This is a genomic window from Baaleninema simplex PCC 7105 (genome assembly GCF_000332355.1).
Taxonomy (GTDB): domain Bacteria; phylum Cyanobacteriota; class Cyanobacteriia; order Cyanobacteriales; family Geitlerinemataceae; genus Baaleninema; species Baaleninema simplex.
Genome location: NZ_KB235959.1, coordinates 320,925 through 346,161, shown reverse-complemented (window position 1 = coordinate 346,161; position 25,237 = coordinate 320,925). Strand labels below are relative to the sequence as shown.

Below are 25,237 nucleotides of genomic sequence, written 5' to 3'. Positions count from 1 at the left end.
AGCGATCGGTCTCAGGATTTACACCCTATTTTTCAAGTCACGCACCCTACGGCTGTCTTCACTGGTGACTGGTGACTGGTGACTGTACAAGAGGTGAGGTGATGAGAAGAGAGACTGTTTTGGGATTGGGGGCGATCGCCGCTCTGGTCGCCGCCGGGTTTGGGGCGATCGCTCCGGAATTACCTTCGCCGAGTCAGTCGCAACTGGCTTCGGTGGAAACGCCGTCAGAGGTCGAACCTGCACCCACGCCGACACCGCCGGAATACTACACGTATGATGTGGTGGTGTACGGAGACGAGCTTCCTGGGGTCTGTGCGGCAATTTGGGCGAAAAAAAGTCTCGGCGAGGGGTCGAAGGTCGTTTTAGTGCGCTCTCAGCCCAGTGAAGCCCTTCTGGGAGGAATTTTGACGCGGGGTGGACTGGCGTATTTAGACTTCGATAAAACGCCGGGTTGGTACGCTCAGCCGTACAGCCAGTGTTTTGTGGAGTTTTTAGAAAAAGCTGAGGTCGTGGCGTCCTGTTTGGATGCCGAACGAGGCGATCGCGCCATGCGAGAAATGCTAGCGGAAGCGGGGGTGAGTTTGCTCTCAAACGCACCGTTAGAGCCAGTTGTAAGTGGCGATCGCATCGACTACGCCCAGATAACGGGATACAACAAGCGACTGCGAGCCGATTCGTTTATCGATGCCACGCAACAGGCCGAGTTGGCGATCGCGGCAGGAATGCCCTACGATCGCGGTTACGAATCCCAAAGTCCCGAACTGCAACAATCGACTCTCGCCACCTCCATCGTTCCGGTGGTGGAAGGGTTGAGTATCGAAGAATTGAGAACCCTCGAAGCGGGAATTCATAGCGACGGTCCTCGACTAGACGCGATCGTCGATAGTATCTACGCCGAAGAAGATCCCCGAACGGCGGGGTTTTGGCTGGCGGGGTTCGAGCGACCGCTCTATCAAGCCTATGTAGACGGATATTACTTTAAAAGTATTGCCATTGGCGCAGCATATCATCTCGATCGCGGTCAACGGTTTTCTCTCGACGGCTTTTTCTGGGACAAAGCCAACGTCTGCGAGTTAGACGAACAGCGGTTGTCGTGGAACGGCTTTCTCTTTAAATACACCACCGACAAAGTGCGGGCGATCGAAGCCAACGGCTTTCAACCCACGCCAGAAATGCTCGCAGAAATGCAGCACGTGGAATCCTGGCTGCAAGCTTACGCCGGAGACGACAGCCTGACACTGACATTTCCCCCAGAAGTGTACGTGCGTCACAGCGTCAGCGTTCGCGATGTGGTCGATCCCCTCTCGGGGCAAGAAATCCTTAAAGGCGGGACGTTACCCGAAAAAGCGATCGGCACGTTTTCCTACGACTTCGACTTCCGAGGCGGCGTAGACGGCTTGTCGATTCCCATTCCGCCGCTCCCGCAGTACAATTTTGGCATCGAACACGGCTTAGCCCAAAACATCGAAAACCTAGCCGTCACCGGACGTTCGGCGGGATACGAAGGAATCGCCGTCTCCGTCGGACGAATCAACACCGCCAACGTCTACCACGGACAAGGAGTTGGTGTCGCCGCCGCGATCGCCAAAGAAGCCGCCGTTCCCCTCAATTCCATCACCTCCGCCCAAGTTCGCCAAGAGTTAGAACGGCTTACAGGACGAGTTACCGAACTACAAGGTATCGATATTCGCGACGGCATCGACTACAGCCAAATTCGGTAAATTAAGAAGAAGTCGTAGGGTGCGTGACCTAAAGACCCGAGATTTCTCGCGCCCAACCGGCCAACTCGTCACGCACCTTTAGAGCGCGAACAGGGAACAGGGAACGGTTAATAGTTTCTCCCCCTCTCCCTCTCTCCCCCTCTCCCTCTCTCCCCCTCTCCCTCTCTCCCCCTCTTCTCCTCTCCCCCTCTCCCCCTCTCCCTTGCTTCCCCTCTCCCTTGCTATTAAAACTAAACACCGAACGGTTAAACTATGGCTCCTGCGGTTCTCATCGAAAATCTCAAAAAATCCTACGGTGATATCGAAGCGGTGAAGGACGTTTCGTTTGACATCGAACCCGGCGAAATTTTCGGCTTACTCGGACCCAACGGTGCCGGGAAAACCACCACGATTCGCTGTTTGTGTACCCTGACGAACCCGGATTCCGGACGCATCGAAGTTTCGGGAATTTCCGTGTTGGACAAGCCGAGAGTCGCCCGTCGTTTGCTGGGATACATCGCCCAAGAAGTCGCTCTCGATAAAGTGTTGACGGGGCGGGAACTGCTGCAACTGCAAGCGGCGTTGTACCATCTGCCGAAGCAAGAGATTCCCCAACGGATCGATCGCGTTATCGATCTTCTCGGATTGGGAGAATATGCCGATCGCAAAACGGGAACTTATTCCGGGGGACTTCGCAAACGCCTAGATTTAGCCTCGGGGCTGCTTCACGATCCCGATGTCTTGGTTCTCGACGAACCGACGGTGGGGTTAGACATCGAAAGCCGGGTGACGGTGTGGAACTTCCTGCGACAACTGCGGGAACGGGGAACCACGGTGTTGATTACTAGCCATTATCTCGAAGAGGTGGACGCCCTGGCCGATCGCGTGGCGATTATCGATCGCGGTGTCGTCATCGATACGGGTACGCCGTCGCAGTTAAAAGATAAGGTGGGGGGCGATCGTATTACTCTGCGAATTCGCGAATTTGCCCCCCTCGAGGAAGCGCAAAAAGCCAAAGACATTCTCGAAAAACTGCCCTTCGTCCGCGAAGCGATTATCAACGACGCCCAAGGAAACGCCCTCAACTTGGTGGTAACGCCCCAAAGCGACGCTCTGATGGGAGTTCAGCAGGCGTTGAAAGACGTGGGACTGCCGACGTTTGGCATCGCGCAATCTCGCCCCAGTCTCGACGACGTGTATTTGGCGGCGACGGGGCGAACCTTGATGGATGCGGAACTCGAAGCCGCCGGATCGCGGGATCTTAAGAAAGAGAAAAAACAGGAAATGGCGGGGAAATAACGCCCCAGCGAGGCGATTGCCGACCTGTTCTCGATTTTTGAAACCTCGAGGGCGGGTTTTCGGCTGAAATGGGGGTGTTACGTTGGGGTAAATCGTTTTGATGGAGTCTACCAAGATTCGTCGCAGCGCTCCAACCATAGCCAATAGGCTTGGTTGGTGGTGAAGCGGCGGTGAGTTGAGGTGCGTCCCCTGAACAATGCGATAGCGAGAGAAGGGGATAGCGCCGAAACGAGCAATCAAATATAATTGATAAGGCGGTAACACGCTGAAAACATACGGATGGCTCATCCAGTAGGCAGCCCAGGAGTAACGGTTAAGACACTGGCAACCTGTATAGAGCATAAAGCCCAAAACCAAAAATCAGATCCGTCCGGCTTGGGGGCACCAAGTGGACGTAAAACAAAAAGCCTGTGGAATCGTTCTGGCGGGGACTTGAAGTTATCTGAGTTCAAGTCTAGTCAAGAGGTTGAGAAGCAGGAAATCCTTGGTGTGAACCCGGGAATCTCCCTGCATACCCGATAGGGTTGCTGGGAGAGGATGTCAAGTCATGAGTGGCGATCGATCTCGATTTCCGATTTTCCCGACGTTAGCGGGAACGGGGGCAGCTTTAGCCCTGCTGTTAAGCGGTGGTGGCGTCGCCATCGCTGGCGTTTCTCCCAATACTTCTACTAACACCCACATCGCCCAATGGAACCTCTGCAACGATTACGGTTTGCGGGCGACTCGGGGGTTTGAAACCAACAACTTTTTCGTTTTTATCTGTTCGGCTTCGGATGGTTTGTATTACTTCAGTCGGGATAAAAACGACTACGGCGGCATGAGTAGTAACGGTTTAGATTGGCTGCCAGCGGTATCGGGACGAAATGAGATCTACTCGGCGAATAATGGCGCGTATTCCTACGTTTTAAGTCCCTATGACGGCACGTTTACCATTTACGAAGGAAACCGCGTGATTCAACAGGATAGCATTGTCGATAGTTGGTAAGCGCTCTCCAGGCGTTTGGCGGTTCGGCGAACGCTTATCACATTTAAGACGTTTTGTCAATACAAATTCTAAAACTGTTTCATAAACCGTCGATCGATCCAATCTTTCCACCACCACAACAGCCGCCAAGGTCCCAATCCCCAACTTCCCCGAGAAGCGATCGCCCGTCCGTCTCCGGTTCCAATCAACGCCAAAATCTGCTTTTGCGGAACGTAAGGACGCAGCGATTCCCCATTTCCCAACCGTTGCAAGTTCTCAAACAGCGGTTTTCCCTGGCGAACTGCAAACACTCCCGCTTTCGGACGAGGATGAGACTGCATCGTGGCGATGTCTCCAGCGGCGAAAATCTGGGAATGTGATAAAGATCGCAAGGTGTCGCCAACGAGAACGAAACCCGCCTCGTCTGTGGCTAAACCGGACTCTGCTAACCAGGATGGGGCGGAGGCTTGCGTCACCCAAAACAGGCGATCGCACCTTTCCTGTAACCCCGACTCGCAAATTACCTCAACCCCCGGTTTCACCGCCACCACGCTTTCGTTGAGATGTAGGCGAACCCCGTAGCTGAGGAGAAGTTCTTGCAGTCGGCGGCGGACAACGGGGGCGTGTCCCGACATCAACTCCGAACCGCGATCGAACAAATGTAATTGCAATTGGCGATCGATCGTCTCAGAAGACTGTCCCGCCTGCTGTAACATCCGATGCAACCGCGATCGCACGTTTAACGCCAGTTCGACGCCCCCCGCCCCACCGCCGACAATTCCCAAACTCAGCGGTTGCTGGGGATTGGCTTTCACAGTGTCCAGCAGGCGATACCAATGTTGCAAAAAGTGGGAAACGGGTTTGGCGGGAATGGCGTATTCCATCGCCCCCGGAACGCGGACGGTGGCGGGGGTACTCCCGATGTCGAGAGAAAGACTATCGAAAGGGATCGATCGCCCGTCTTCGCAGTGTACTGTATTGTGTTGTAAGTCTAGAGCGCTCGCTCGCCCCCGAACGAACCTCGCCCCGGCGAATTCCGCCAACGGTTTCAAATCGATATGACAGTCTTCAAAATCGTAAAATCCCGCCACGTGACCCGGTAACATCCCCGAATAGGGGGTTTTGTCCACGTCCGAAACCAAAGTCAACCGTAGATGGGGAGAAGGATGCAAGCCAAACTGTCGCAAGACGATCGCGTGGGTGTGACCCCCACCGACGAGAACCACTTCTCGGATAGCGTCCGACATCACCGATACATTCCCCGTTGTCTGTGATTTCGATCGTATCTTAAGAATTCTTTTCAGCCTATACTCAAATCCTGAGATCGTCTCACACCCGAGACTCACGCTGCAACCTCGGCAATTAGAAATGTCAGATCGCGATGTCGCTCCTCTCGATTCCATCCGTTTAGACGACGGTTCTCTTACCTGTACAGTCTTGTCACCTTCGATTTTGACAGATTCGCTCGTCGCGACAGCATCTGTCACCGGACAAGCGTACTATAAAGAATTAACGCGATATCTGACGCGATCGCTCGAGATTGGCGGTGCCATTGTCGGTGAAGTGGTTCAGTGGGACGAAACGCAACCCAAACGAGTTCGATCGCTATGTTTTTACAAAAACAGTGAAATCTGCGAGGCGATCGAATACGACGTTCTCTGTCTTCGGGGAAATCCTCCCCAACTCAGCTATACCGTCAGTCAAGACGACGAGTCGATCTATTGCATTCCCAATGCGGCGATCGCATCATACACGCAAGGCAACGAACGCAACGCACGCACCCCCGACTGTTACTTGGGTTTAGCCCTACGCGATCCTAAAACCCACCGTTTTGTCAGTCACATCTGCATTTTCGACGATCGCCCCCTGACTCCGACCAAACGCCAACACGCCGAAACCCTGATTCGCCTGTTTGCAGCCCGTACCACCGCCGAACTCAAACGCCAGCAAGCCGAAACCCGCGAACGGGAAAAAATTCGACAACTCGAACAGACCCTCGACGCACTGCAAAGAACCCAGTCCCAACTGGTACAAACCGAAAAAATTTCTAGCTTGGGACAACTCGTCGCGGGCGTTGCCCACGAAATCAATAACCCTCTCGGTTGTCTGTCGGGAAACCTCAAACACATCGAAGAGTACATTTGCGACCTCAGCGAACACCTCGAACTGTATCGCCAACACGTCCCCCAACCCGCCCCAGACATTGAAGAACACGCGGACGATATCGACCTAGAATTTATCGTTGAAGACTTACCGCCGATGCTGGGGTCGATGAAAGTCAGCTTAGAACGCATTCAAGAAATCGTGACGTCTTTACGTCAGTTTTCGCGATTGGACGCTGACAAAACCCTCTTTGACGTTCGCGAAGGACTCGACAGTACCCTCGTGGTTCTCAAACACCGCCTCAAAGCTAACGAAACCCGCCCCGAAATTAAAGTGGTTCGCGAATACAGCGATTTACCTCCGGTTCCCTGTCGTCCCGGTCAGTTAAATCAGGTGTTTATGAATTTGTTATCGAACGCGATCGATGCCATCGAAGAATCGAACCAAGGACGCAGTTTCCGCGATATTCAAGACGATCCCAACCTGATTTGCATTCGGACCGAACACATAACGGACGAACGGGGCGATCGCGTGGCGATTTGCATTGCAGACAACGGATGTGGCATTTCCGAAGCGGTCAAACCACACCTGTTCGAGACCTTCTTCACCACAAAACCTACGGGAAAAGGAACGGGTTTGGGATTGTCTCTCAGTTATAAAGTCATTACAGAAAATCACGGCGGAACCCTATCTTTTGAATCGACGAGCGATCGTGGTACGGAATTTATCATCGAACTTCCCATTGAAGATGATGGGGTAATAATGAGATGAGGGGATGAGGAAAATTGGTAGGGTGCGTCACGCGGCCAGAAAATAGGATGGAAATCCGGTCAATGTAATGTTACCGCGTGACGCACCGCCCCCTTCATCCCATCAAGCCATTTCCAAAACGCGAGTCAAAAACGCCCACTTGTCCGCAACTTCCTCAATTCGCTTCGTCGTGGGTTTTCCAGCCCCGTGACCGGCTTTCGTTTCAATCCGAATCAAAATCGGGTTGTCCCCCGCATCCGCCGCTTGCAACGCCGCTGCAAACTTGAAACTGTGGGCGGGAACCACGCGATCGTCGTGGTCTGCGGTGATTAACAACGTCGCCGGATACGCCGTTCCCGGTTTGACATTGTGCAACGGCGAGTAAGCGTACAACGCCTTAAACTCCTCCGGGTCGTCTGGCGAACCGTAATCGGAACACCACGCCCAACCGATCGTAAACTTGTGGAAACGCAACATATCCAACACCCCGACTTCGGGAATCGCCGCCGCAAACAAATCAGGGCGTTGCGTCATACAAGCCCCCACCAGCAAGCCGCCGTTACTTCCACCGCCGATCGCAAGCTTGTCCGAAGACGTATATCGCCGATCGATCAGCCACTCCGCCGCTGCGATAAAGTCATCGAAAACATTCTGTTTGTTCAGTTTGGTTCCCGCTTGATGCCAAGTTTCACCGTATTCGCCGCCACCTCGCAGGTTGGGAATCGCCAAGACGCCGCCGAGTTCCATCCACACTAGCAACCCGACAGAAAACATCGGCGTTAGGGAAATGTTGAAGCCGCCGTAACCGTAAAGATAGGTGGGATTGTTTCCGTTGCGATCGATCGCTTTCTTGTGAACGATAAACATCGGAACGCGGGTTCCGTCTTTGCTGTGGTAGAAAACCTGCTGGGTTTCGTACTCGTCGGGGTCGAAATCTACCGTCGGTTGGCGGAAAACGGTACTTTCCCCCGTCGTCATGTCGTAGCGGTAAATCGTCGTCGGCGTGGTAAATCCGGTAAAACTGTAAAAGGTTTCCGCATCTTCGGGTTTTCCACCAAATCCCCCCACGGAACCGATATCGGGAAGTTCGACTTCTCGAACCAAAGAACCGTCGAGGTCGAAAATCTGAATTTGACTGCACGCGTCTTTGAGATATTCCACCACAAACTGACGGTTGAGAACCGACACGAATTCCAGGGTGTTTTCTCCTTCGGGAAGAATTTCCCGCTGGTGTTTCGTCACCGTGTCGATCGCGATCAGGCGGTAGCGAGAGGCGTCGCAATCGGTTCGGAACCAGAAAATATGACCGTCATTTCCGACAAAATCGTATTGTGCCTCGAATTCGGGAATCAGTTCGACGATCGCCGATTCGGGATCTTGTAAATCTCGGTAGAAAATCAGGTTTTTCGGTTCGGTTCCCCGCCAAACGGCAATAATTAAATAGCGTCCGCAGTCGGTGACGAAGCCGCTAAAGCCCCATTCTTTCTGGTCGGGGCGATCGTACACCAACAAATCTTCTGATTGCGGCGTTCCGATGCGGTGATAGTAAAGTTTTTGATAGTAGTTAACGTCTTCGTACTGGGTCTCTTCGTTTGGGGGATCGTAGGCACTATAGAAAAAACCGTGGCTGTCGTGAGTCCAAGACGCACCAGAAAATTTACTCCACTTCACCAAATCTGGTAAATCTTTACCCGTTTCCACATCGCGAACGTGCCATTCTTGCCAGTCTGAACCGGAGGAAGACAGGGCGTAAGCCAACAAGTTTCCATCTTCACTAACGGTATAGTTGTTGAGGGCAACCGTTCCGTCTTCGGAGAGAGTATTGGGATCGAGAAGGACGCGAGGTTTACCGTCGAGGTCGTCGAGAACGTAAAGAACGCTTTGGTTTTGCAATCCGTCGTTTTTGAAATAAAAATAGCGGCGATCGCGTTTAAACGGTGTTCCGTATTTTTCGTAATTCCAAAGTTGAGTAACGCGCTCTTTGAGTTTTGAACGGTCTTCGATATTTTCGAGAAAACCAAAAGTCAGTTGATTTTGTGCCTCGATCCACGCCCGCGAATCGTCGGAATCGGGGTCTTCTAGCCAGCGGTAGGGGTCGCTAATGGCTGTACCGTGATAGGTATCGACTTGTTCGATGGTTTTCGTTTGCGGATATTCAAATGGCATAAGGTTCGATAGAAATTTCGGCTTGTTTCTACTATAGCAATTCTATTTTGAAAATGTATTTTATGAGTCTATTTTAGACGAAAAACAATTTAAAGCAAATTATTTAAAAGTGCCAAAAACTCCTATCATATCGTTTATTTAAACCGCCAGAGATTCTCAAACCTGGGTAAATTTCAAAAATCTAAATTAATCGAACGAGCGGCTGTTGGGTTCCACTTCGTTCCACCCAACCTACGCGAAGGTTATATTTTTTAAGGTGAAATGCACCCCAAAACTCTCTGTGTTCTCTGTGTCTCTGTGGTGAATTATCCAAACTATCGATTCTCAACGAATTCCGTAGTAGCCGCATTGTATACAACACGGCTACCAAATTTATGACTAATCTTGTTGCGTTGAAAATTGATAGGCTCCGATAAAAGATAAGACGATCGCCACCACCAATAACACCGGAAGACTAAACCAGGTAAAATTAGAAAGCGAGTCGTAAGCTGCCGATCGCAATCCCACGCTGGTATAAGTCAAAGGTAAACAAAACACCACCACTTTTAAAGCAGCAGGGAGCGTCGCGGGGTCGAAAAACGTTGCGCCTAAAAACGACATGGGGACGATCAGAAAATTATTGAGCAAACCGACGCTTTCGATGGACTTCACGTTTAAGCCAATGATGACGCCCAAACCAGAAAAGACAGCGCAGTTTAAAACTAAAACCAGCAAAAACAGCGGGTTGAAGAAACTCCAAATCACCGAAAAACCGCCCCCTGAAAAGCCGAGAAACAGCACAGAAACCACCATCACCGAAACTGAGGTCATCAGTCCCCGGACGATTCCAGCCATCATTTTGCCCAGGTGCAACGCCAGAGGATGAACCGGGAGCAGCAGGATTTCTTCAAAGGTTTTACTATAGAGGCGTTCGCCGCAAATAGAGAAAGTCGTCCCGCCGAAGCTAATGGCCATCGACGACAGCGCCACCATTCCCGGTAAAATAAACTGTAAGTAACTGCTGTAATCGCCACCGATCGCAGTGCCGGGACGAATGGAACTCCCCAATCCCAAGCCAAAAGCGACGATGTAAATCAGCGGCGAGACGAGGCCGGAAGCCGCTACTTGAGCGACGCGAACTCGTAAATCGAGCCAGTCTCCCCACAATACCGTCAAGCTGTCTTCCCAGAGGGTACTGAGAGAGTCGTCGTTTAACCACTGATGGAGATAACTGAGTTTGAAAGACTGTTGGAGGTTCACGGGTTTGTTGGTTGAGTGCGATCGAAATTTCGTAACACTACTTAATATACGAAAAATTCGATCGCCCTTGGAACGAAACCCCTCTCAATCTTGAGATTTTTCCGTCTCCTCCTCGTCTTCCTTCGGTTGAGTGTCCTCGGCGGCGGGTGAATCGGTCTGGCTCGTCAACTCGATTTCCAAAGATAGGTTTTCCGTCTCTTGCTTCTCGGGCTGCGAGTCGTCTGAGGAGGGCTTCACGCGACGAATGGGAAGGTTCGCCGTCAGCGACGTCATGCGTTTGTCGCTTTGAAGGGCGAAATTCAACCCTTCCGTATCGAGTTCGACGTAACGAGAGACGACATCGAGAATTTCTTTCTGCATCGCCTCGATCGTGGCAGCGTTCAAATCGACGCGATCGTGCGCGATTACGAGTTTGAGCCGTTGCTTGACATCGTTACGACTGTTTTTTTTGCGCGATCGCGGCCACAATCGGGCGAGCCATTCCATGAACATCAGCCAGTAATACGAGTAAAAACTAGAGAATTCGAGTGGTCAGTATCTTTCGCAGACGCGATAAAAATCCTTCTGGCGGCGTTGTCAGTTCCAAAAAGTCCACCGTTTCTCCTTCCAAACGACGGGCGATGTTATCGAAGGCTTGTCCGGCGAGAGACGGTTCTTCCGACAAGACTAAGGGTTCCCCTCGGTTCGTCGAGACGATCACCCGTTCGTCGTCAGGTACGATTCCCAACAACTCCACTGCCAACAATTCCCGAACGTCTTCGACAGACATCATGTCGTTGGCTTCCACCATCTCCGGGCGAATGCGGTTGACGATAAGGCGAATTTTGCGAATTCCGTTGGCTTCGAGCAATCCCACCACGCGATCGGCATCGCGAACGGCGGCGATTTCCGGTGTCGTCACCACGATCGCTTCTCGAGCGGCAGAAACCGCGTTTTGAAATCCCTGTTCGATTCCCGCTGGAGAATCGACGATGACGTAATCGAACTTTTTCGCCAACGCCATCACCAACTGTTTCATTTGAGCGGGACTGACAGCATCTTTCATGCGGTTTTGGGCCGCCGGAAGTAAGGCGAGTTGGCTGTGGCGTTTGTCTTTAACTAACGCTTGATCGAGCCGACATTCTCCGGCAATGGCTTCGACCGCCGTATACACGACGCGGTTTTCTAATCCTAACAGGAGGTCGAGGTTCCGCAACCCGAAATCGGCATCGACTAAAACGACTTTACGGTTTCGTTTTGCCAGTGCCATGCCGAGGTTAGCGGTGGTTGTGGTTTTTCCCACCCCGCCTTTGCCAGAGGTGATGACAATAATGCGACTCATTACGCGGTAACGATAAAAACTAAACGGTCAGGAGGAGAGAGTTGCCTCTAGGTCGATCCCGTCCACTGGCGTACAGGTCTCAATGTACCATCTGTGAGGGCGACATCGGGCAGTGACTTCGGGGTGCGACGAGCGATCGAAGGGGCGATCGCGTCAATTGTCTGGGGAAACGGCAGCCGTCGGGCGAACGAAATCCGCCGCTCGACTAATACGAATGCCGTGGGGAGTGATGTAAGCCACTTCAGGATAGTATTGACTGGGTTTATCGGATGGCGCACGGGCTACCGAATCTGCGATGCGAATCTGCGTCGGCTCCATTTGTAACGCCATGATGAGAGATTGGGGGTTTCCGGCGGCTCCAGCGTGAGCGACACCGCGCAACCGACCCCAAATGAGGATATCGCCTTCTGCAATCACCGCTCCGCCAGGGTTGACGTCACCGACGAGAACCACGTTACCGGGATGGCGGATTTCCGTTCCCGATCGCAGGGTGGTATGGAGATATAGCGGTTCGGCGAGAGCCGTTGCGGAAAGTTCGGAGGTTTGTTGCAGTAAGTCTTGAGCTAGGGGTTGTTCGACGGAATAGCCAGCAGTGGCGGCGGCGACAGCGGTTTGACGCCGACGGGTAAAGACCCGTTCGAGTTTGAGTTGTGCTTGGCTGAGGGCGTCGTCGAGTTCTTGCAGTTGGCGACTGTCGAGGAGGCGATCGCCAGCCACGACTCGAACGCGGGTGTTGGGTTGCCAAGAGCGATCGCTGGCTTGCAGGCGGTGTTTGAGTTGTTGCCATAACTCCTGCCACGTCAACTCTCCGGCGGTGTCGCTGTCGCTTTGAGGTGGAAGGTGAACGACGAGTTGGCCGCCGTCGCTTTTGAGGCGGATTTGTTGGTGCAGGTTGAGTCCTTCCGACTGAGTCGATTCGGCCGTGTCAGTCAGCTCGGAGGAGACGTCGCGATCGGTGGGAGTTGGAGAATCGGAAACCATACAAGGTTCAGTAGCGTTGTTAGGTTGAGGTATAACAGGATACGGCAGATAGTTCAATTTCGGATTCTATCTTAGCGCGAGCGGCGAGACGCAAGCGATCGATCGACTCCCACTTGCTTTAAAATGGCGTCTAACGCTTCGAGATTCACCACAATATCTTGACAGTGAGAACCGAAATATTGCGGCGGACGTTCCCCTCGCGAAAGGTAGTAAGCAGCGGGATCGTCAGCTAGAAGATAGGCGTAATCGAGTCCGACACGATCGGCGATCGCCCAATAGTAATCGACCACATAATCGGGGGCAAAAATTTCGACAACTGGCGTACCGGGAGCGCAATAAACTAAATTCGTATTTCCGGCTCCGTGAGGTGCAACAACGGCTTCAGCAGTCGCTAAGATTTGGACTTGTTCTCGAACGGAAAGTTTCTCCAATGAAACGGGTTTAAATCCGTATTCTCGGAGAAATTGGACGACTTCTTCTTCGTTGAGAACGCGGCGATATTTGGTATTTTGACGGCGTAGGTAAATGCGTTGAGACGGTTGGGGGTGAGGGTTCGGTAAAAACATCTCTCGCAAGAACTCGCACATCCATTTTGTCGGCGTACTCGTCACGTCTCCAATTAATGTGGGAACCAGCAGTTCGTCTGCTGTAAAGTTTAAGCCGTTGGCGTCGTAAATCTGGCTGCGATCGATATTTAAGGCGTCTAGGCTTTGTCGCTGAAAGGGAAATTGAATCGGGTTGACGACGATCGCATCGAGGGAATTCCACTCGAATCCTGCTTTACGGAGCAAATCGAGCCTCGGCAAAATATCAAACGTCCAGTGATAGTAATTTTCGCTGAGTCGCAACGGGATAAATGCCACTTTTCCGTTTAAGTATCGATTTGGCTTTTGATGTTCCGGGCGCAAAATATCTCGATTTGAGGAAACATCAGATACCAGTTGTTTTTCGGAGGTCGAAACGCTGGTATCGAAGTTATATAAAGCTTGTCCATTGGGGATTTTTAAGACGAAATTTTCGGGAAGATATCGCTTTTGCGATCGAAAGGTTGGGTGAAGGGTGCGATCGAGTGTTTTGGGAGGCGACATTTGGAACACTTCCGGTTCGTAAACGGAATAACGATCGTAGAACTTTGAAGACAGCTTCGACGATTCCCAACGATTGGCGTTAAAATGCTCGATTTTCGACTCGATTTGGGGTGGAAGTTTTCCTTGAAGGCACAGTTGAGCTGCTTGTTGGTGTCCTTGTTGCTGAAAAATTCGTGCGATCGCTTGATAGATTTTGTAATTGTCTTGACAAAAACCCAAATATTTCACATAATAATTTAATGCAGGCTCTAGTCTTCCGAGTCTTAATTCTATAACGCCACATCTTTCATATATTTCAATTCGACTGGGATAAAGCCTTAATGCTTGTTTGTAGCTCTCTAAAGCTTGTTGATTTTTTCGAGCTTCAGACAGAACATTACCCAAGCTAAAATGCGTCCAACTCGAATTGGGATCGAGTTTTAAAGATTGACGATAACATTCAATCGCTTTTTCTAAATCTCCTAATTTTCGATAAGCAATTCCAAGATTTGTATAGCTATTTGCATTGAGGGCGAGTTCTAGGCTCGACTGAAAACAACGAACGGCTTTTGAAAACTCGCTGATTTCTAAATAGTGCTTTCCGAGAAGTTGGTAGATTCCAGTATTAGCGCGATCGCGATCGACCTTTTTCAGTAAATCTTGAAATTCTAGCGATTTATCGTGATTTTTCAAGACAAAATACGAAGACGAAAGGTTTGCAATGGCCATCCAAAACTTAGGCGCGAACTGCAAACATCTCAAATAAAACGGTATGGCGTCGCGATATCGTTCTTGCTTTTGATATAAAAAACCAATCCGAAAAAGTGTATTTGCGTTATTTGTTCCCAATCTCACTGCTGTTTTATAAGATTTAATGGCAGCCGATTTTTTCTGTGACTTTTCCAATAAATCGCCGAGTTTTTCGTAAAGATTGTAAGATTCAGGAGCTTCTTGAATTTCCTGTTTTAACTGAGAAATTTCAGCTTGCAAAACTTGCGATCGTTTGGAGGGATTCCCAGATCGATCGATCTGACGAGCTGCCGAAAGATTCATGGATTCAATCAGATTAAAGAAAAGGGTTAAAACTGCGATCGATCTTTTTCGATCGGTTTCGATCGTACCAAAGTTAACGCACGAGCGATCGCCCTGTTTTCAGAATTGCTGACTCCTGCACGAAGCGCCTATAATAACACCATCAAACGCGGTTTACTCCAGACGCCCATATGACGAACCCATCCGGATTCGACCTTCAGGCGAACGCTTCATCGTCGCAACCGGACACCGACTCGATCCCTGAGACGGTGACGGGTTCCACTACCGAAGCGTCTTCTCCTCCCCCACAACCGCAAGCAGCCCCGCCTCAACCGCCCCTGGGACAGCGCGTCAAACAGTGGGTCGCGGGGATGTCCTCCCGTTGGTTGGGAATCTCCCCAGAATATAAAAAAGGAAATCGCTGGTATCAATCTCGCCAGTACGAAAACGCTGTGGTTTGCTACGATCGCGCCCTCCAACTCAACCCGCGATTTCGTCCGGCGTGGTTGCGGCGGGGTCAAGCCTTAGCCAAACTCAACCGCAACCGCGAAGCCCTCGCCGCCTACGATCGCGCCCTCCAACTCAACGCCAACGACGTTTGGGTATGGTTGCTGCGGGGTCGCCTGTTAGAACGAATGCAGCGGTACGAAGAATCGATCGCCTCCCTCGATCGCGCTACCCAAATCCAGGCGAACCGCTACGAACCTTGGTATTACCAAGCCCGAGGCTTCGCGGAACTGCGGCGATACAACGACGCCATCGACGCTTATCGCCAAACCTTACGCCTCAAGCCCAACCTCCTCCCCGCTTGGAATCACCTGGGGGATTTACTCGTCGAAACTCGTCAGTTGGCCGAAGCGGCGATCGCCTATCGCCACGCCACGCAACTGTCCCCCCAAGATTGGACGCTGTGGCTGAAATTGGCGCAGTGCGAGGAATACCTTCAAGAGTACGATCGCGCCCTCGTCGCCCTCGATCGCGTCTTACAACTCCAACCCGAACGAGTCGATTTGTGGCTGACGCGGGGACGCCTCCTCGAAGCCCTCCAACGCTACACGGAAGCGATCGCCACCTACGATCGCGCCATCGGACAGCAACCCAACGCCGTCGAACCCTGGATTCTCAAAGGGATGGCCATGCGCCACCAATGGGGAGAAGCGGCGGTGGCGTGTTTCGATCGCGCCTTGGAACTCCAGCCCGATTCCGCGCAAGCTTGGTACGGTAAAGGCGTCGCCCTCTACGACAGTCAAAAATACACGGAAGCCCTCGAAGCCTTCGACAAATCCACCCATCTCAACCCCGATTTCGCCCCCAGTTGGCTGGGACGGGGAAAAGTCCTCTACCTCCTCAACCGCGATCGCGACGCCATTATCGCCTTCGACAACGCCATTCAAATTCAAGCCGATTACGCCGAAGCCTGGTACTATCGCGGCGAAGTCTTGGCCGACTTGCAACGGTACGACAACGCCATCGCCGCTTACGATAAAGTGGTACAGGTGGCGTTACCCGTGGATATGTGGGCGTATCGGGCGCTGCTGGAACGAGGCGACTGTCTCGAAAAACTCCAACGCTACGACAAAGCGATCGCCACCTACGACAAAGCCCAAGAACTCCAACCGACTCAGATTTCCGTTCGCCTCAAACGAGGAACCCTCCTCGAACGGTTAGAACGCTACGAAGACGCCCTCAACACCTACGATCTCGCCTTGACACTGTGGCCCGATCACCTTCCGCTGTGGTTGAAACGCAGTGAAGTGCTGTTAAAACTGATGCGCTACCCAGAAGCCCTCGCCACGATCGATCGCGCGATTCAGCTACAACCGGGGAATTACGACGCCTGGGTGCGACGCTGCGACATCCTCGAACAACTCCATCGTCCCCTCGAGGCGATTCGTTCTTACGGTATTGCAGAAAAACTCAGCCCCAACGTCGCCGAAATCCAACAGCGACGAGACGCGATGGTGCAGAGTCTCCAACCCGAGGGAAATGCTGAAACCCTCGATGACTCGTGACGTTTCTCGAGTTTGAGAGACCGATCGTTTCCAGCGATCGCGTTTCTGCGCTAGTATAAATTGCTACATTCGTATTTATCGCTATTGACAGCTAAGGTGCGGGTTCCCGTGACTCAATTTACTCAAACAGACGATATTCGCAGCGACGACTGCGCTAGGGCGCTCGATATCTACGAAGCGGCGTTTCCCGCCCGAGAACGGGTCGGTCGAGACAAGGTTCTCGATCGCATCGCTCGGGGCGTTTACGAACTCTGGCTCGGAAAAGACGGCGATCGCGTCGTCTTCATGACCATTCTTTATACACTCAAAGACAGCGATCTCGTTCTCCTCGGTTACATCGCCACCGACGCCGCCTATCGCAATCGCGGTATCGGATCGGCGTTCTTAAAAGACGTGTTGAAACACTTGCGATCGCGCGATCGCTACCTCCTCATCGAAGCCGAACGCCCGAACGACGAAGATACATTTTCCACTCGACGGCTGGAGTTCTACCGTCGTCTGGGAGCGAAATTCCTCGAAAACGTACGTTACATTCTGCCACCGTTGGCTGGGGATACCCCCACAGAAATGTTGTTGGCGATCGCACCGGGATATCGCACTGAAACCCTCCCTCAAGACCGAGTACGACACCTGTTAACGCAACTCTACATCGAAGCCTACGACCGCTCTGCTGACGATCCGCTGCTACAGCTTTGTTTGGCGTCGGTTCCCGACATCGTGCGTCTCGTTTGACATCCTCACCGCCCTGGAAGGACGGTGATTCCTGCTAAGCAGTTACTGGTTCATCGACACCACTTACTGAATCAGGTTTCCCTTCATCAGCAGAGGTGGGAGTCTCCTCAGTCGTTCCCTCTTTCGAGGCAGTTCTCGGATGACCTCCGATACTGTTTGACCATTCCATTCCTAATGCTTCCATGCCACGCTTGAGAATGTTTAACGCTGCGTTCGTATCACGGCAGATCTCAATTCCACAGTTGGGACATTTATGTGTTCTGGTGCTAAGAGACTTTTTAACTCGATGCCCGCAGTTATGACAATCTTGACTGGTAAAAGCAGGGTTGATAGCGACTACCGCTTTTCCCAAAACCTTACCATAGTAGTCGAGGAAGCCTGTGAATTGACTCCAGGCAGCATCAGAAATGGATTTGGCGAGATTGTGATTTTTGACTAAGTTAGCAACTCTTAAATCTTCATACACCACGACATCATTAGATGCCACTAACGCATCCCCCCGTAGCCCCCCTTGCTAAGGGGGGTTGGGGGGATTGCCCAATCTCTACGCTGGCGGTGAACTTTAAGGTGCTGTTTCCCGAGTTGCCGACGTGCCTTGTGGTAGTTTGCCGACTGTTTCTTCCCTTGGCGATATCTTCGACTCAATTGACGTTGAAGCTTCTTGAGTCTTTGTTCAGACTGTCTAAGGAACTGAGGGCATAGGGTTGGGTTATCGTTTTGGTCTTTGATGAAATATTTTATCCCAAGGTCTATACCTACAACATCCCCTGTATATGTTCCTTGTTCCCGACGTTCAATATCTAGGCAGAATTGGGCGTAGAACCCATCGGCGCGACGAACAACCCTCACACGGTTAATTTTACTTCGTAGAATGTCTTCCCTAGCTTTACCATTACAGTAGAGAGAGAAGATTCCGGCTTTGAAACCATCGGTGAAAGTGAGGGTATATCCATCGTTCGACAGCTTCCATCCGCTGGTTTTGTATTCGACCGAGCGGTTGTGCTTTTTAAACTTTGGATAACCAGCGGGTTTAACTCCTTCCCGACAGTTCTTATAGAAGCGGTTAACCGCCTGCCAAGCACGGTCGGCGTGGGCTTGTCGAGCCATACTATTGAGCTTTTTAGCAAAAGGGAACTCGCTTGCCAAACTCTTGCACAGAGCTTGCATCTTAGCTCTAGTACACTTTTTGGTATCCATCCACAACCTCAAGCATTTATTCCTGACGAACTGTCCTGTACGGATGGCTTCATCAAGTGCTTGATATTGTTCTGGGGTTCCGTCTTTAAGTTTGGCTTCTCTGACTAACACAGCTCGACTTAATCAATAGCACCCATAGCGGATACATTTATTTTACCACGAAAATATCTAGGTAAAGTCGCCCTAGAAGGGCGAGGCTTTAAACCCAAAATTCTCGGTAAACGAGAAATCGGGGTTAGAGTGGAGTTTGGGTCGATCGCTGGAATTGCCATGTTTTCCCAGAAAACCTATTCCGTCGAACTGTATTTCGACGAAACTTCATCTGAGAGAATTCGACGCCTCTGGGCGCAAGTGCGATCGCTCGCCTCGGGAACGCCATCGCGATTTCACTCCCGTCCTCACGTGAGTCTCGCAGTTCTCGAAGCCGGAAACGTTTCCGAACTATCAACCTTGGTCTCGACGGTTGCAATGCGCGAAGCGAGTTTCGAGTTGCAATTTTCCGCTGTTGGGGTGTTTCCCACCAACGCAGGAGTCGTATTCCTCGCTCCCGTCGTCACCGAACCGTTGTTAAAATTGCATCGGCGATTTCACCAACAGTTAGAAAATGTGGGTGCGACCTCGATCGAATACTACAAACCCGATCGCTGGGTGCCTCACTGTACCATCGCGCAACATCTTAAACCCCACGAAATCGTTAATGCCATCGACATCGTGCGATCGAGCGATCTGTTCGATAAAGTGACCGTGTGCGAAGTCGGACTCGTCGAAGCCTCTCCCGTGCGATTGGTGTGTTCGTTACCGTTGAACCGTCAGATGTGCGATCTCCGAGAACCTTGAGTTAAGCAAGGCTCGATTTGCCCGAACCTCTCCCGCTCCGGCTATGCTGGCAGTGTCGCCCTCCTTCGCTCGCGCGTCAACTGTCCGAACTCGCTATGTCTCCTTCCCCCCCGTTCGACAAAACCCGCGATAACATCGCCGTCGTTCTCAAGCAATTCACCTTAAAAAAAGTGTCGGAAAACTTTTTCGATTCGGGAAAAGCCGAGCCTTACATCGTCTCGGTGGCGATCGATAGTAACAGTCTCACCGTACCGACGATCCATTTCAACGCGCTTCCGTTTCCCAACGTCCGCAAAGGCGACACGGTTAGCTTTGACGGACAGGGTCATTTAATTTACGGCCCCGCCCATCCGGGGGCTTTCGTCGCCTATTCTATCCTGTTTATGGAATCCGATAGCGACCTGCGAGAACTCGGTACGGTCGTCGAAGACGCGGTGCGATCGCACGCCTCGAACGCGGGACTGAAAGCGACCTTAGCCGCCGGGTTGTCCTCTGCACTCGCCGCCACCTTGGTGGGTAATCTCATCGGTGTCGTGGCGGGTGCGTTGAAGCATAACAAAGACGACGAGCTGTTTCGACGGAGCGGAACGCTGTTGCGAGACGTGACGCCAGCCTTCGATATTCTCAGAACTTATGAGAGCGGTAACGAGTATATCGACTGTCAGACGGCGATCGTACCGTTAAGGGTCTCGAACCACCTCGGAACGTCCGTGCGCTGCGTGACACTTTAGAGTCGCGATCGCTCCTAAGACTCGTTAAAAGACTTACGAACCGCCCAGCGTTTTTTCCACTGCGTTGTCGGTTCGCGATCGCTGGTTTCCTGTTCGGCTTGGCGGCGTTGTCGGATAGTTTCAGCGCAGTCAGACAACGTCAGATCGCGATAGGGAACGGCGGCGCGAGTTTGCAAGTGTTCCCGTTCCCGTTGCGACAGCGGCTGAAGGTGGCGATCGCTCCAACTGGCCACCGTTCCCGGTGTTTTCCGCCCTACTGGAACCGTCGAACCGACCTTCAACCCCACTTCGATTAACGCCGATCGCACGGACGCCGCACAGGAATACGTCGCGAGATACCCCGTCGGCTTCAAGCAGTCAGCGACGTACTGTAAAAACTCCACCGTCCACAGTTGCGGACAAGTCGGTGGCGAAAACGGATCGAGAAAAATCGCGTCAGCGCGAAATCCCGACTCGTACACCTCTACGATCGTCTCTCGGGCGTCCCCCAGCCACAGTTTCCCGCGAAATCGAACGTCTTCAAACTCCCGGTGTCGGGCGATTTCTGCCAAACGCCACTGAACGTCGTTCGACCAGGTGTCGAGAAGGTGGTGGGTGACAGCAGCCGGGGCAACAGTTGCGTCAGACTCCAACCCCATCCAAACGACTTGACAGTAGGGATTTTCTCGCCAAATGGTTTCGAGGGCAGCGGCGGTATTGTATCCCAAACCGTAGCAAATATCCAGAAGATAGACGACGGGTTTTCTGGCTCGATCGGGCAAAAATGTCGATCGAACGAACTTGGACTCGGCTTCTTGTTTGGCGCCGTGGTGCGAGTGAAAAAATTCACCAAATTCGTCGGAATAAAAGGTTCGAGATCCGTCTGCTGTCGAGTGAGGTGAAAACGGTCGTATTAGCGAAACCCGGTCAATTCCAGGTCGATCGATCGAGTCGGGCATTGGATACAGTTCAAAAGATGGCGAGATCGTCAAACAAACCGTATCTCATTTTCTGACGAGCTGTCACTTTTCGGGTGCAAATTTCACACAATTTTGCGAAATATTTTTTGTTTTAAATATTTTTAATGTTTTGTAAATAAATCGCACGCCAATCGAGAGGAGTTGTTTAGGCGATCGAGGCATAAAACCCATTCAAACTACAATTACAAGGGGTTTCAGACATCCAGGTTGCGAAGAAGCGATCGCGTGCGATCGCTTGGCAATTTCAGCCTATTTTAAAAAATATCGAACAAATTCCAACACGATCGAATAGAACACCCCTTCTCCCCCTCTCCCCCTCTCCCCTTCTCCCCCTCTCCCCTTCTCCCCCTCTCCCCCTCTCCCCTGTTAAAAAACGACCCGTTCTCAAAGGAAACCGGGTCGTTTGCCAAATTGGGGATTCAGTTGGCGTGAAGTGGAATGGAGCCTACGGGAATCGAACCCGTGTCCGCCTTGGGTATTGACCTCACGATCGTTCACAGGCTTAGCTCTTTTTACCCTCAGAGCGGGGACCATCCATTATCCCGGATGGCGGGATGCTCTGGTAGAGTCTTTGCTAGAGCGCCGACCAGAGACGACGAACTAGCGCATCCGTTGGGGTTTACCCATAGCCCTTAACGGAGTCAGACTATGAGTGCTCGAACCTTTAGAGGTTTTTAGGCAACAGCAGCTGCCTTACGAGCGAAAGGAACGATGTTGTTCGCAGTTACTTTTTGGTTTGAGCCTTGGATTTACGAGAGGAGACTCACTCTCGGCCTGAATCACGCTTCGGATTTCTCCAACACGTCGAAACCTTTAAGGCCCCGTGTTGAGGCGCGATGTCGTTCCTTGTTTTTCTTATTATAGTACAAATATTTTCAGTTGTCAGTGTTCGGCGATGAGAGGTGGGAAAATCCAAGGACGAGAGAACGTAGAGAGTTCAAGAGTTCCGAAACGGTTCCCCGACCATTATCTGGAGATCTTCGTCAATCTCCATCCAAAACTGGTATTTGTAGTATGTTTGTATTATAGTGTAGTGGCAAGGGCGATCGCACCCCATATCTAGAGAAGAGGCAAGGGCGATCGCGCCTCGGGTCAATGGGAAAGACGCTTTCCGGCGCTCTCCCCATTTTGAACCCCACACAGTAGCATATAAGAGTGAGTAAGCTGAAATGTCCCTTACAGTCCCTACAACAAGGAACCTGGTTCAAACTCATTTGCGGAGCCAGCTTCCAACATCTGCCGGCCGTCCGTAACTTAACCCTGGCGTACACCCTGGCCGGTGCTGATTGTATCGACGTGGCCGCAGATCCGGCAGTGGTCGAAGCGGCACGGGAAGGCATCGAGGCGGCCGGGCGGATCGCACAGACGGCATCTCCCCTACTCATGGCGAGCGTCAATGATGCCGAAGATCCCCATTTCCGCAAAGCAGAATTCGATCCCAATCGCTGTCCTCCCGACTGTTCCCGTCCTTGCGAGCGGGTTTGTCCGGCCGATGCCATCGACGTCCACGGCGTCGCCGATCGCCGCTGTTACGGGTGCGGTCGCTGCATCCCCATCTGTCCTTACGGCTTCATCGAAACGCGATCTTACGTCGCCACGCCTGCCAGCGTCGCACCTCTCGTCTTGTCGAGGGGAGTCGATGCCCTCGAAATTCACACCCAGCCGGGACAGTTTGAGGATTTCCAGCGGCTGTGGCGTGCCGTTCGTCCGTGGGTCGATCGCCTCAAAGCGATCGCCGTTAGCTGTCCCGATCGCGCCGATACCCTCGACTACCTGCGATCGCTCTACCGTTTGATGTCGCCCTTGCCGTACCCCGTCATCTGGCAAACCGACGGTCGCCCCATGAGTGGCGATATCGGAAAAGGAACGACTAAGGCCGCGATCGAATTCGGAAAAAAAGTTCTCGATTCCGGGCTTCCCGGCCACGTTCAACTAGCAGGAGGAACTAACCATCATACCGCCTCCAAACTCAAATCTTTAAACTTGTTTAATAACTCGTTAAATTTTGAAGAATTGGAGAAAAAACAATTTCCAAAATGCCCGTCAGCCGCTAAATATATAGCAGGTGTTGCCTATGGAAGTTATGCGAGATCGCTGCTCTCTCCAATTTTGGAGAAATTAGAGCATCGAAATGGTGACTCCACCCTGTATTTAGAAAACCATCCAGATTTGCTATGGTCTGCCGTCGAACTCGCGCGATCGCTCGTCTCTCAACACAAACCCTCCCGTTGAAACGTCGCGATCGCTAGCATTCCTTTTCGCCAGTCCTGTTGCCTTTAACATATTCATGGTCAACTCCAATCCGATTTATCCGTCTAACTCGTCCGACATTCTCAAAACCGATCGCCGAGACGCGTCGCCAGAATTCCGTCCCGCAGCGGGCGAGAACTCTCCAAACAGCACTCCTGTCGATGCGGCGACCCAACGCACTACCGACGATCTCGATCGCCTCATCGAAATACTACCCGAGGACATCCAAGAACGGCTCGACGGCCACCCTCAGCGCGATCGGCTCATCGAAATCGTCATGGACTTAGGACGGCTTCCCGAAGCGCGATTTCCCGGTGCGGCAGAGTACCTGTCCGAAACCCCCGTCACCCAAGCCGAACTCGACCTGTGCATCGAGCGCGTGGGACGGTTTGGCGGCGACAACCGGGCGGGAATCGAACAAACCCTGCACCGCATCAGTGCCATCCGCAACCGCAACGGCGACATCATCGGCTTAACCTGTCGCGTCGGACGAGCCGTTTTCGGAACCATCGGGTTAATTCACGACCTCGTCGAACGGGGGCAGTCCATTCTAATGCTGGGACGACCCGGCGTCGGGAAAACCACCGCTCTACGGGAAATCGCCCGCGTTCTGGCCGACGACCTCGACAAGCGCGTCGTCATCATCGACACCTCCAACGAAATCGCCGGAGACGGAGACATCCCGCACCCGGCCATCGGTCGCGCCCGGCGCATGCAAGTCGCTCGTCCGGAACTGCAACATCAGGTGATGATCGAGGCGGTGGAAAACCATATGCCCGAAGTCATCGTCATCGACGAAATCGGCACGGAACTCGAAGCCCTGGCCGCCCGAACCATCGCCGAACGGGGCGTGCAACTGGTGGGAACCGCTCACGGCAACCGCATCGAGAACCTGATTAAAAACCCCACCTTGGCGGATTTGATCGGGGGCATTCAATCGGTGACGCTCGGCGACGAAGAAGCCCGACGGCGGGGAACTCAAAAAACCGTCCTCGAACGGAAAGCCCCTCCCACGTTCGACATCGCTGTAGAAATGCTGGAACGGTATCGCTGGGTAGTTCACGAAAGCGTTGCCGATACCGTCGATACGCTATTGCGGGGACGCAATCCCAACCCGCAAGTGCGGACGATGAAGGAAAACGGTCAAGTCGCGATCACCCACGAACTGCCGGACAGTCTGTCGGCGGTTCCCCCGAATCCTCCGGCTGGGGCGCGAGGTTGGCGGGCGTCGGGGCGGATGCAACCGCTGCCGAAACCGGGGTCTAAATCGCGATCGACTCCCACGTCCACTTCGCCCCAGAAGCATTTCGAGCAGTTGTTGGACGCGTCCTTAGCGGGGTCTTCGACGCAGTTCGATCGCTTCGGAAACGAAATTTCCGATGAGGAGGAACTGTTCTATTTGTATCCTTACGGTGTCAGTCGCCAGCAACTCGAACAAACGATCGATGTGTTGGAATTGCCCGTGGCGATTACGAAGGATTTGGACGGTGCCGATGCGGTGTTGGCGTTGCGATCGAATCTGAAGAACCATTCTAAGCTGCGCCACGTGGCGAAAGCCCGACAAATTCCCATCCATCTCATCAAATCGAGTACGGTTCCGCAAATTACGCGAGCATTGCGCCGTTTGTTGAAGATGGAAGATCCCGGCGTTCCCGATGTTGCCGATTTGCGCCTGTTTACTCAAAACGGCAGCGACGACGAAATCGAAGCCCTCGAAGAAGCGCGATTGGCGGTCGAACAAATCGTTCTTCCGAAGGGACAACCGGTTGAGTTGTTACCGCGATCGCCGAAAGTGCGGAAAATGCAACACGAACTCGTCGAACACTACCGGTTGAAATCCGATAGTTTCGGCGACGAACCGAACCGCCGACTTCGGATTTATCCGGCGTAGGCGCGT

20 protein-coding genes and 1 other RNA gene are annotated in these 25,237 nt (G+C 52.4%); 10 read left to right on the top strand and 11 right to left on the bottom strand.

Annotation, left to right across the window (positions count from 1 at the left end):
* Nucleotides 1–101 precede the first annotated feature (101 nt).
* The 3 genes from GEI7105_RS0121410 to GEI7105_RS0121395 all read left to right on the top strand — a co-directional run bounded on the left by GEI7105_RS0121410 (nucleotide 102) and on the right by GEI7105_RS0121395 (nucleotide 3,984).
* Nucleotides 102–1,721: an FAD-dependent oxidoreductase gene (locus GEI7105_RS0121410; protein ID WP_144053975.1), complete on the top strand. Its 1,620-nt coding sequence runs from the start codon at nucleotides 102–104 to the stop codon at nucleotides 1,719–1,721.
* 252 nt (nucleotides 1,722–1,973) lie between these two features.
* Complete coding sequence (locus GEI7105_RS0121400) at nucleotides 1,974–2,999, top strand: ABC transporter ATP-binding protein (protein ID WP_017662459.1); 1,026 nt, start codon at nucleotides 1,974–1,976, stop codon at nucleotides 2,997–2,999.
* Nucleotides 3,000–3,546: 547 nt separating this feature from the next.
* Entirely contained in the window at nucleotides 3,547–3,984 is a 438-nt protein-coding gene (locus tag GEI7105_RS0121395; RefSeq protein ID WP_017662458.1) for a hypothetical protein, read from the top strand.
* A gap of 68 nt (nucleotides 3,985–4,052) precedes the next feature.
* On the opposite strand, the gene GEI7105_RS0121390 is transcribed toward GEI7105_RS0121395, so the two are convergent.
* Nucleotides 4,053–5,210 (bottom strand): slr1591 family oxidoreductase, encoded by a 1,158-nt coding sequence (locus GEI7105_RS0121390; protein ID WP_017662457.1) that lies wholly within the window; start codon nucleotides 5,208–5,210, stop codon nucleotides 4,053–4,055.
* Nucleotides 5,211–5,331: 121 nt separating this feature from the next.
* Here GEI7105_RS0121390 and GEI7105_RS33785 point away from each other — a divergent pair, with 121 nt between their 5' ends.
* Nucleotides 5,332–6,837 carry a sensor histidine kinase gene (locus GEI7105_RS33785; RefSeq protein WP_017662456.1) on the top strand — a complete coding sequence of 502 codons (1,506 nt, stop codon included), beginning with the start codon at nucleotides 5,332–5,334 and terminating at the stop codon, nucleotides 6,835–6,837.
* Nucleotides 6,838–6,939: 102 nt separating this feature from the next.
* Here GEI7105_RS33785 and GEI7105_RS0121380 read toward each other — a convergent pair whose 3' ends face one another.
* The 6 genes from GEI7105_RS0121380 to GEI7105_RS0121355 all read right to left on the bottom strand — a co-directional run bounded on the left by GEI7105_RS0121380 (nucleotide 6,940) and on the right by GEI7105_RS0121355 (nucleotide 14,643).
* Entirely contained in the window at nucleotides 6,940–8,982 is a 2,043-nt protein-coding gene (locus tag GEI7105_RS0121380; protein ID WP_017662455.1) for a prolyl oligopeptidase family serine peptidase, read from the bottom strand.
* 378 nt (nucleotides 8,983–9,360) lie between these two features.
* Entirely contained in the window at nucleotides 9,361–10,221 is an 861-nt protein-coding gene (locus GEI7105_RS0121375; RefSeq protein ID WP_017662454.1) for an ABC transporter permease, read from the bottom strand.
* An 84-nt stretch (nucleotides 10,222–10,305) separates the two neighbouring features.
* Nucleotides 10,306–10,707, bottom strand: a complete 402-nt coding sequence (gene minE, locus GEI7105_RS0121370; protein ID WP_245555473.1) for a cell division topological specificity factor MinE — start codon at nucleotides 10,705–10,707, stop codon at nucleotides 10,306–10,308.
* Nucleotides 10,708–10,735: 28 nt separating this feature from the next.
* A complete protein-coding gene (gene minD, locus GEI7105_RS0121365) occupies nucleotides 10,736–11,542 on the bottom strand; it encodes a septum site-determining protein MinD (RefSeq protein WP_017662452.1) in 807 nt (268 codons plus the stop codon).
* A 153-nt stretch (nucleotides 11,543–11,695) separates the two neighbouring features.
* The gene (minC, locus tag GEI7105_RS0121360) at nucleotides 11,696–12,523 is read right to left on the bottom strand and encodes a septum site-determining protein MinC (RefSeq protein WP_017662451.1); all 828 of its coding nucleotides are present in this window, start codon (nucleotides 12,521–12,523) and stop codon (nucleotides 11,696–11,698) included.
* A 71-nt stretch (nucleotides 12,524–12,594) separates the two neighbouring features.
* Nucleotides 12,595–14,643: a tetratricopeptide repeat protein gene (locus tag GEI7105_RS0121355; protein WP_017662450.1), complete on the bottom strand. Its 2,049-nt coding sequence runs from the start codon at nucleotides 14,641–14,643 to the stop codon at nucleotides 12,595–12,597.
* 170 nt (nucleotides 14,644–14,813) lie between these two features.
* On the opposite strand from GEI7105_RS0121355, the gene GEI7105_RS31770 reads away from it, so the two are divergent.
* Nucleotides 14,814–16,634: a tetratricopeptide repeat protein gene (locus GEI7105_RS31770; protein WP_017662449.1), complete on the top strand. Its 1,821-nt coding sequence runs from the start codon at nucleotides 14,814–14,816 to the stop codon at nucleotides 16,632–16,634.
* Between the two features lie 84 nt (nucleotides 16,635–16,718).
* Complete coding sequence (locus GEI7105_RS0121345; RefSeq protein ID WP_158413243.1) at nucleotides 16,719–17,366, top strand: GNAT family N-acetyltransferase; 648 nt, start codon at nucleotides 16,719–16,721, stop codon at nucleotides 17,364–17,366.
* Nucleotides 17,367–17,400: 34 nt separating this feature from the next.
* Here GEI7105_RS0121345 and GEI7105_RS40820 read toward each other — a convergent pair whose 3' ends face one another.
* Nucleotides 17,401–17,853 (bottom strand): RNA-guided endonuclease InsQ/TnpB family protein, encoded by a 453-nt coding sequence (locus GEI7105_RS40820; protein WP_342662859.1) that lies wholly within the window; start codon nucleotides 17,851–17,853, stop codon nucleotides 17,401–17,403.
* A complete protein-coding gene (locus GEI7105_RS40815) occupies nucleotides 17,853–18,674 on the bottom strand; it encodes an RNA-guided endonuclease TnpB family protein (RefSeq protein ID WP_017662446.1) in 822 nt (273 codons plus the stop codon). Before GEI7105_RS40815 ends, GEI7105_RS40820 begins: the two co-directional genes overlap by 1 nt.
* 129 nt (nucleotides 18,675–18,803) lie before the next feature.
* On the opposite strand from GEI7105_RS40815, the gene GEI7105_RS33780 reads away from it, so the two are divergent.
* Together GEI7105_RS33780 and GEI7105_RS0121330 are read left to right on the top strand one after the other, a co-directional pair.
* On the top strand, nucleotides 18,804–19,400 hold the full coding sequence (locus GEI7105_RS33780) for a 2'-5' RNA ligase family protein (RefSeq protein WP_017662445.1): 597 nt from the start codon (nucleotides 18,804–18,806) through the stop codon (nucleotides 19,398–19,400).
* Nucleotides 19,401–19,495: 95 nt separating this feature from the next.
* A complete protein-coding gene (locus GEI7105_RS0121330; protein ID WP_017662444.1) occupies nucleotides 19,496–20,131 on the top strand; it encodes a hypothetical protein in 636 nt (211 codons plus the stop codon).
* A 14-nt stretch (nucleotides 20,132–20,145) separates the two neighbouring features.
* On the opposite strand, the gene GEI7105_RS0121325 is transcribed toward GEI7105_RS0121330, so the two are convergent.
* Together GEI7105_RS0121325 and ssrA are read right to left on the bottom strand one after the other, a co-directional pair.
* A complete protein-coding gene (locus GEI7105_RS0121325; protein WP_017662443.1) occupies nucleotides 20,146–21,069 on the bottom strand; it encodes a tRNA (5-methylaminomethyl-2-thiouridine)(34)-methyltransferase MnmD in 924 nt (307 codons plus the stop codon).
* A gap of 457 nt (nucleotides 21,070–21,526) precedes the next feature.
* Nucleotides 21,527–21,913, bottom strand: a transfer-messenger RNA (tmRNA) gene (gene ssrA / locus GEI7105_RS35275).
* Between the two features lie 332 nt (nucleotides 21,914–22,245).
* Here ssrA and ldpA point away from each other — a divergent pair.
* Both ldpA and GEI7105_RS0121310 read left to right on the top strand, forming a co-directional pair.
* The gene (ldpA, locus tag GEI7105_RS0121315) at nucleotides 22,246–23,322 is read left to right on the top strand and encodes a circadian clock protein LdpA (protein WP_017662441.1); all 1,077 of its coding nucleotides are present in this window, start codon (nucleotides 22,246–22,248) and stop codon (nucleotides 23,320–23,322) included.
* A 55-nt stretch (nucleotides 23,323–23,377) separates the two neighbouring features.
* Complete coding sequence (locus tag GEI7105_RS0121310) at nucleotides 23,378–25,231, top strand: R3H domain-containing nucleic acid-binding protein (RefSeq protein ID WP_017662440.1); 1,854 nt, start codon at nucleotides 23,378–23,380, stop codon at nucleotides 25,229–25,231.
* Nucleotides 25,232–25,237: the final 6 nt, after the last annotated feature.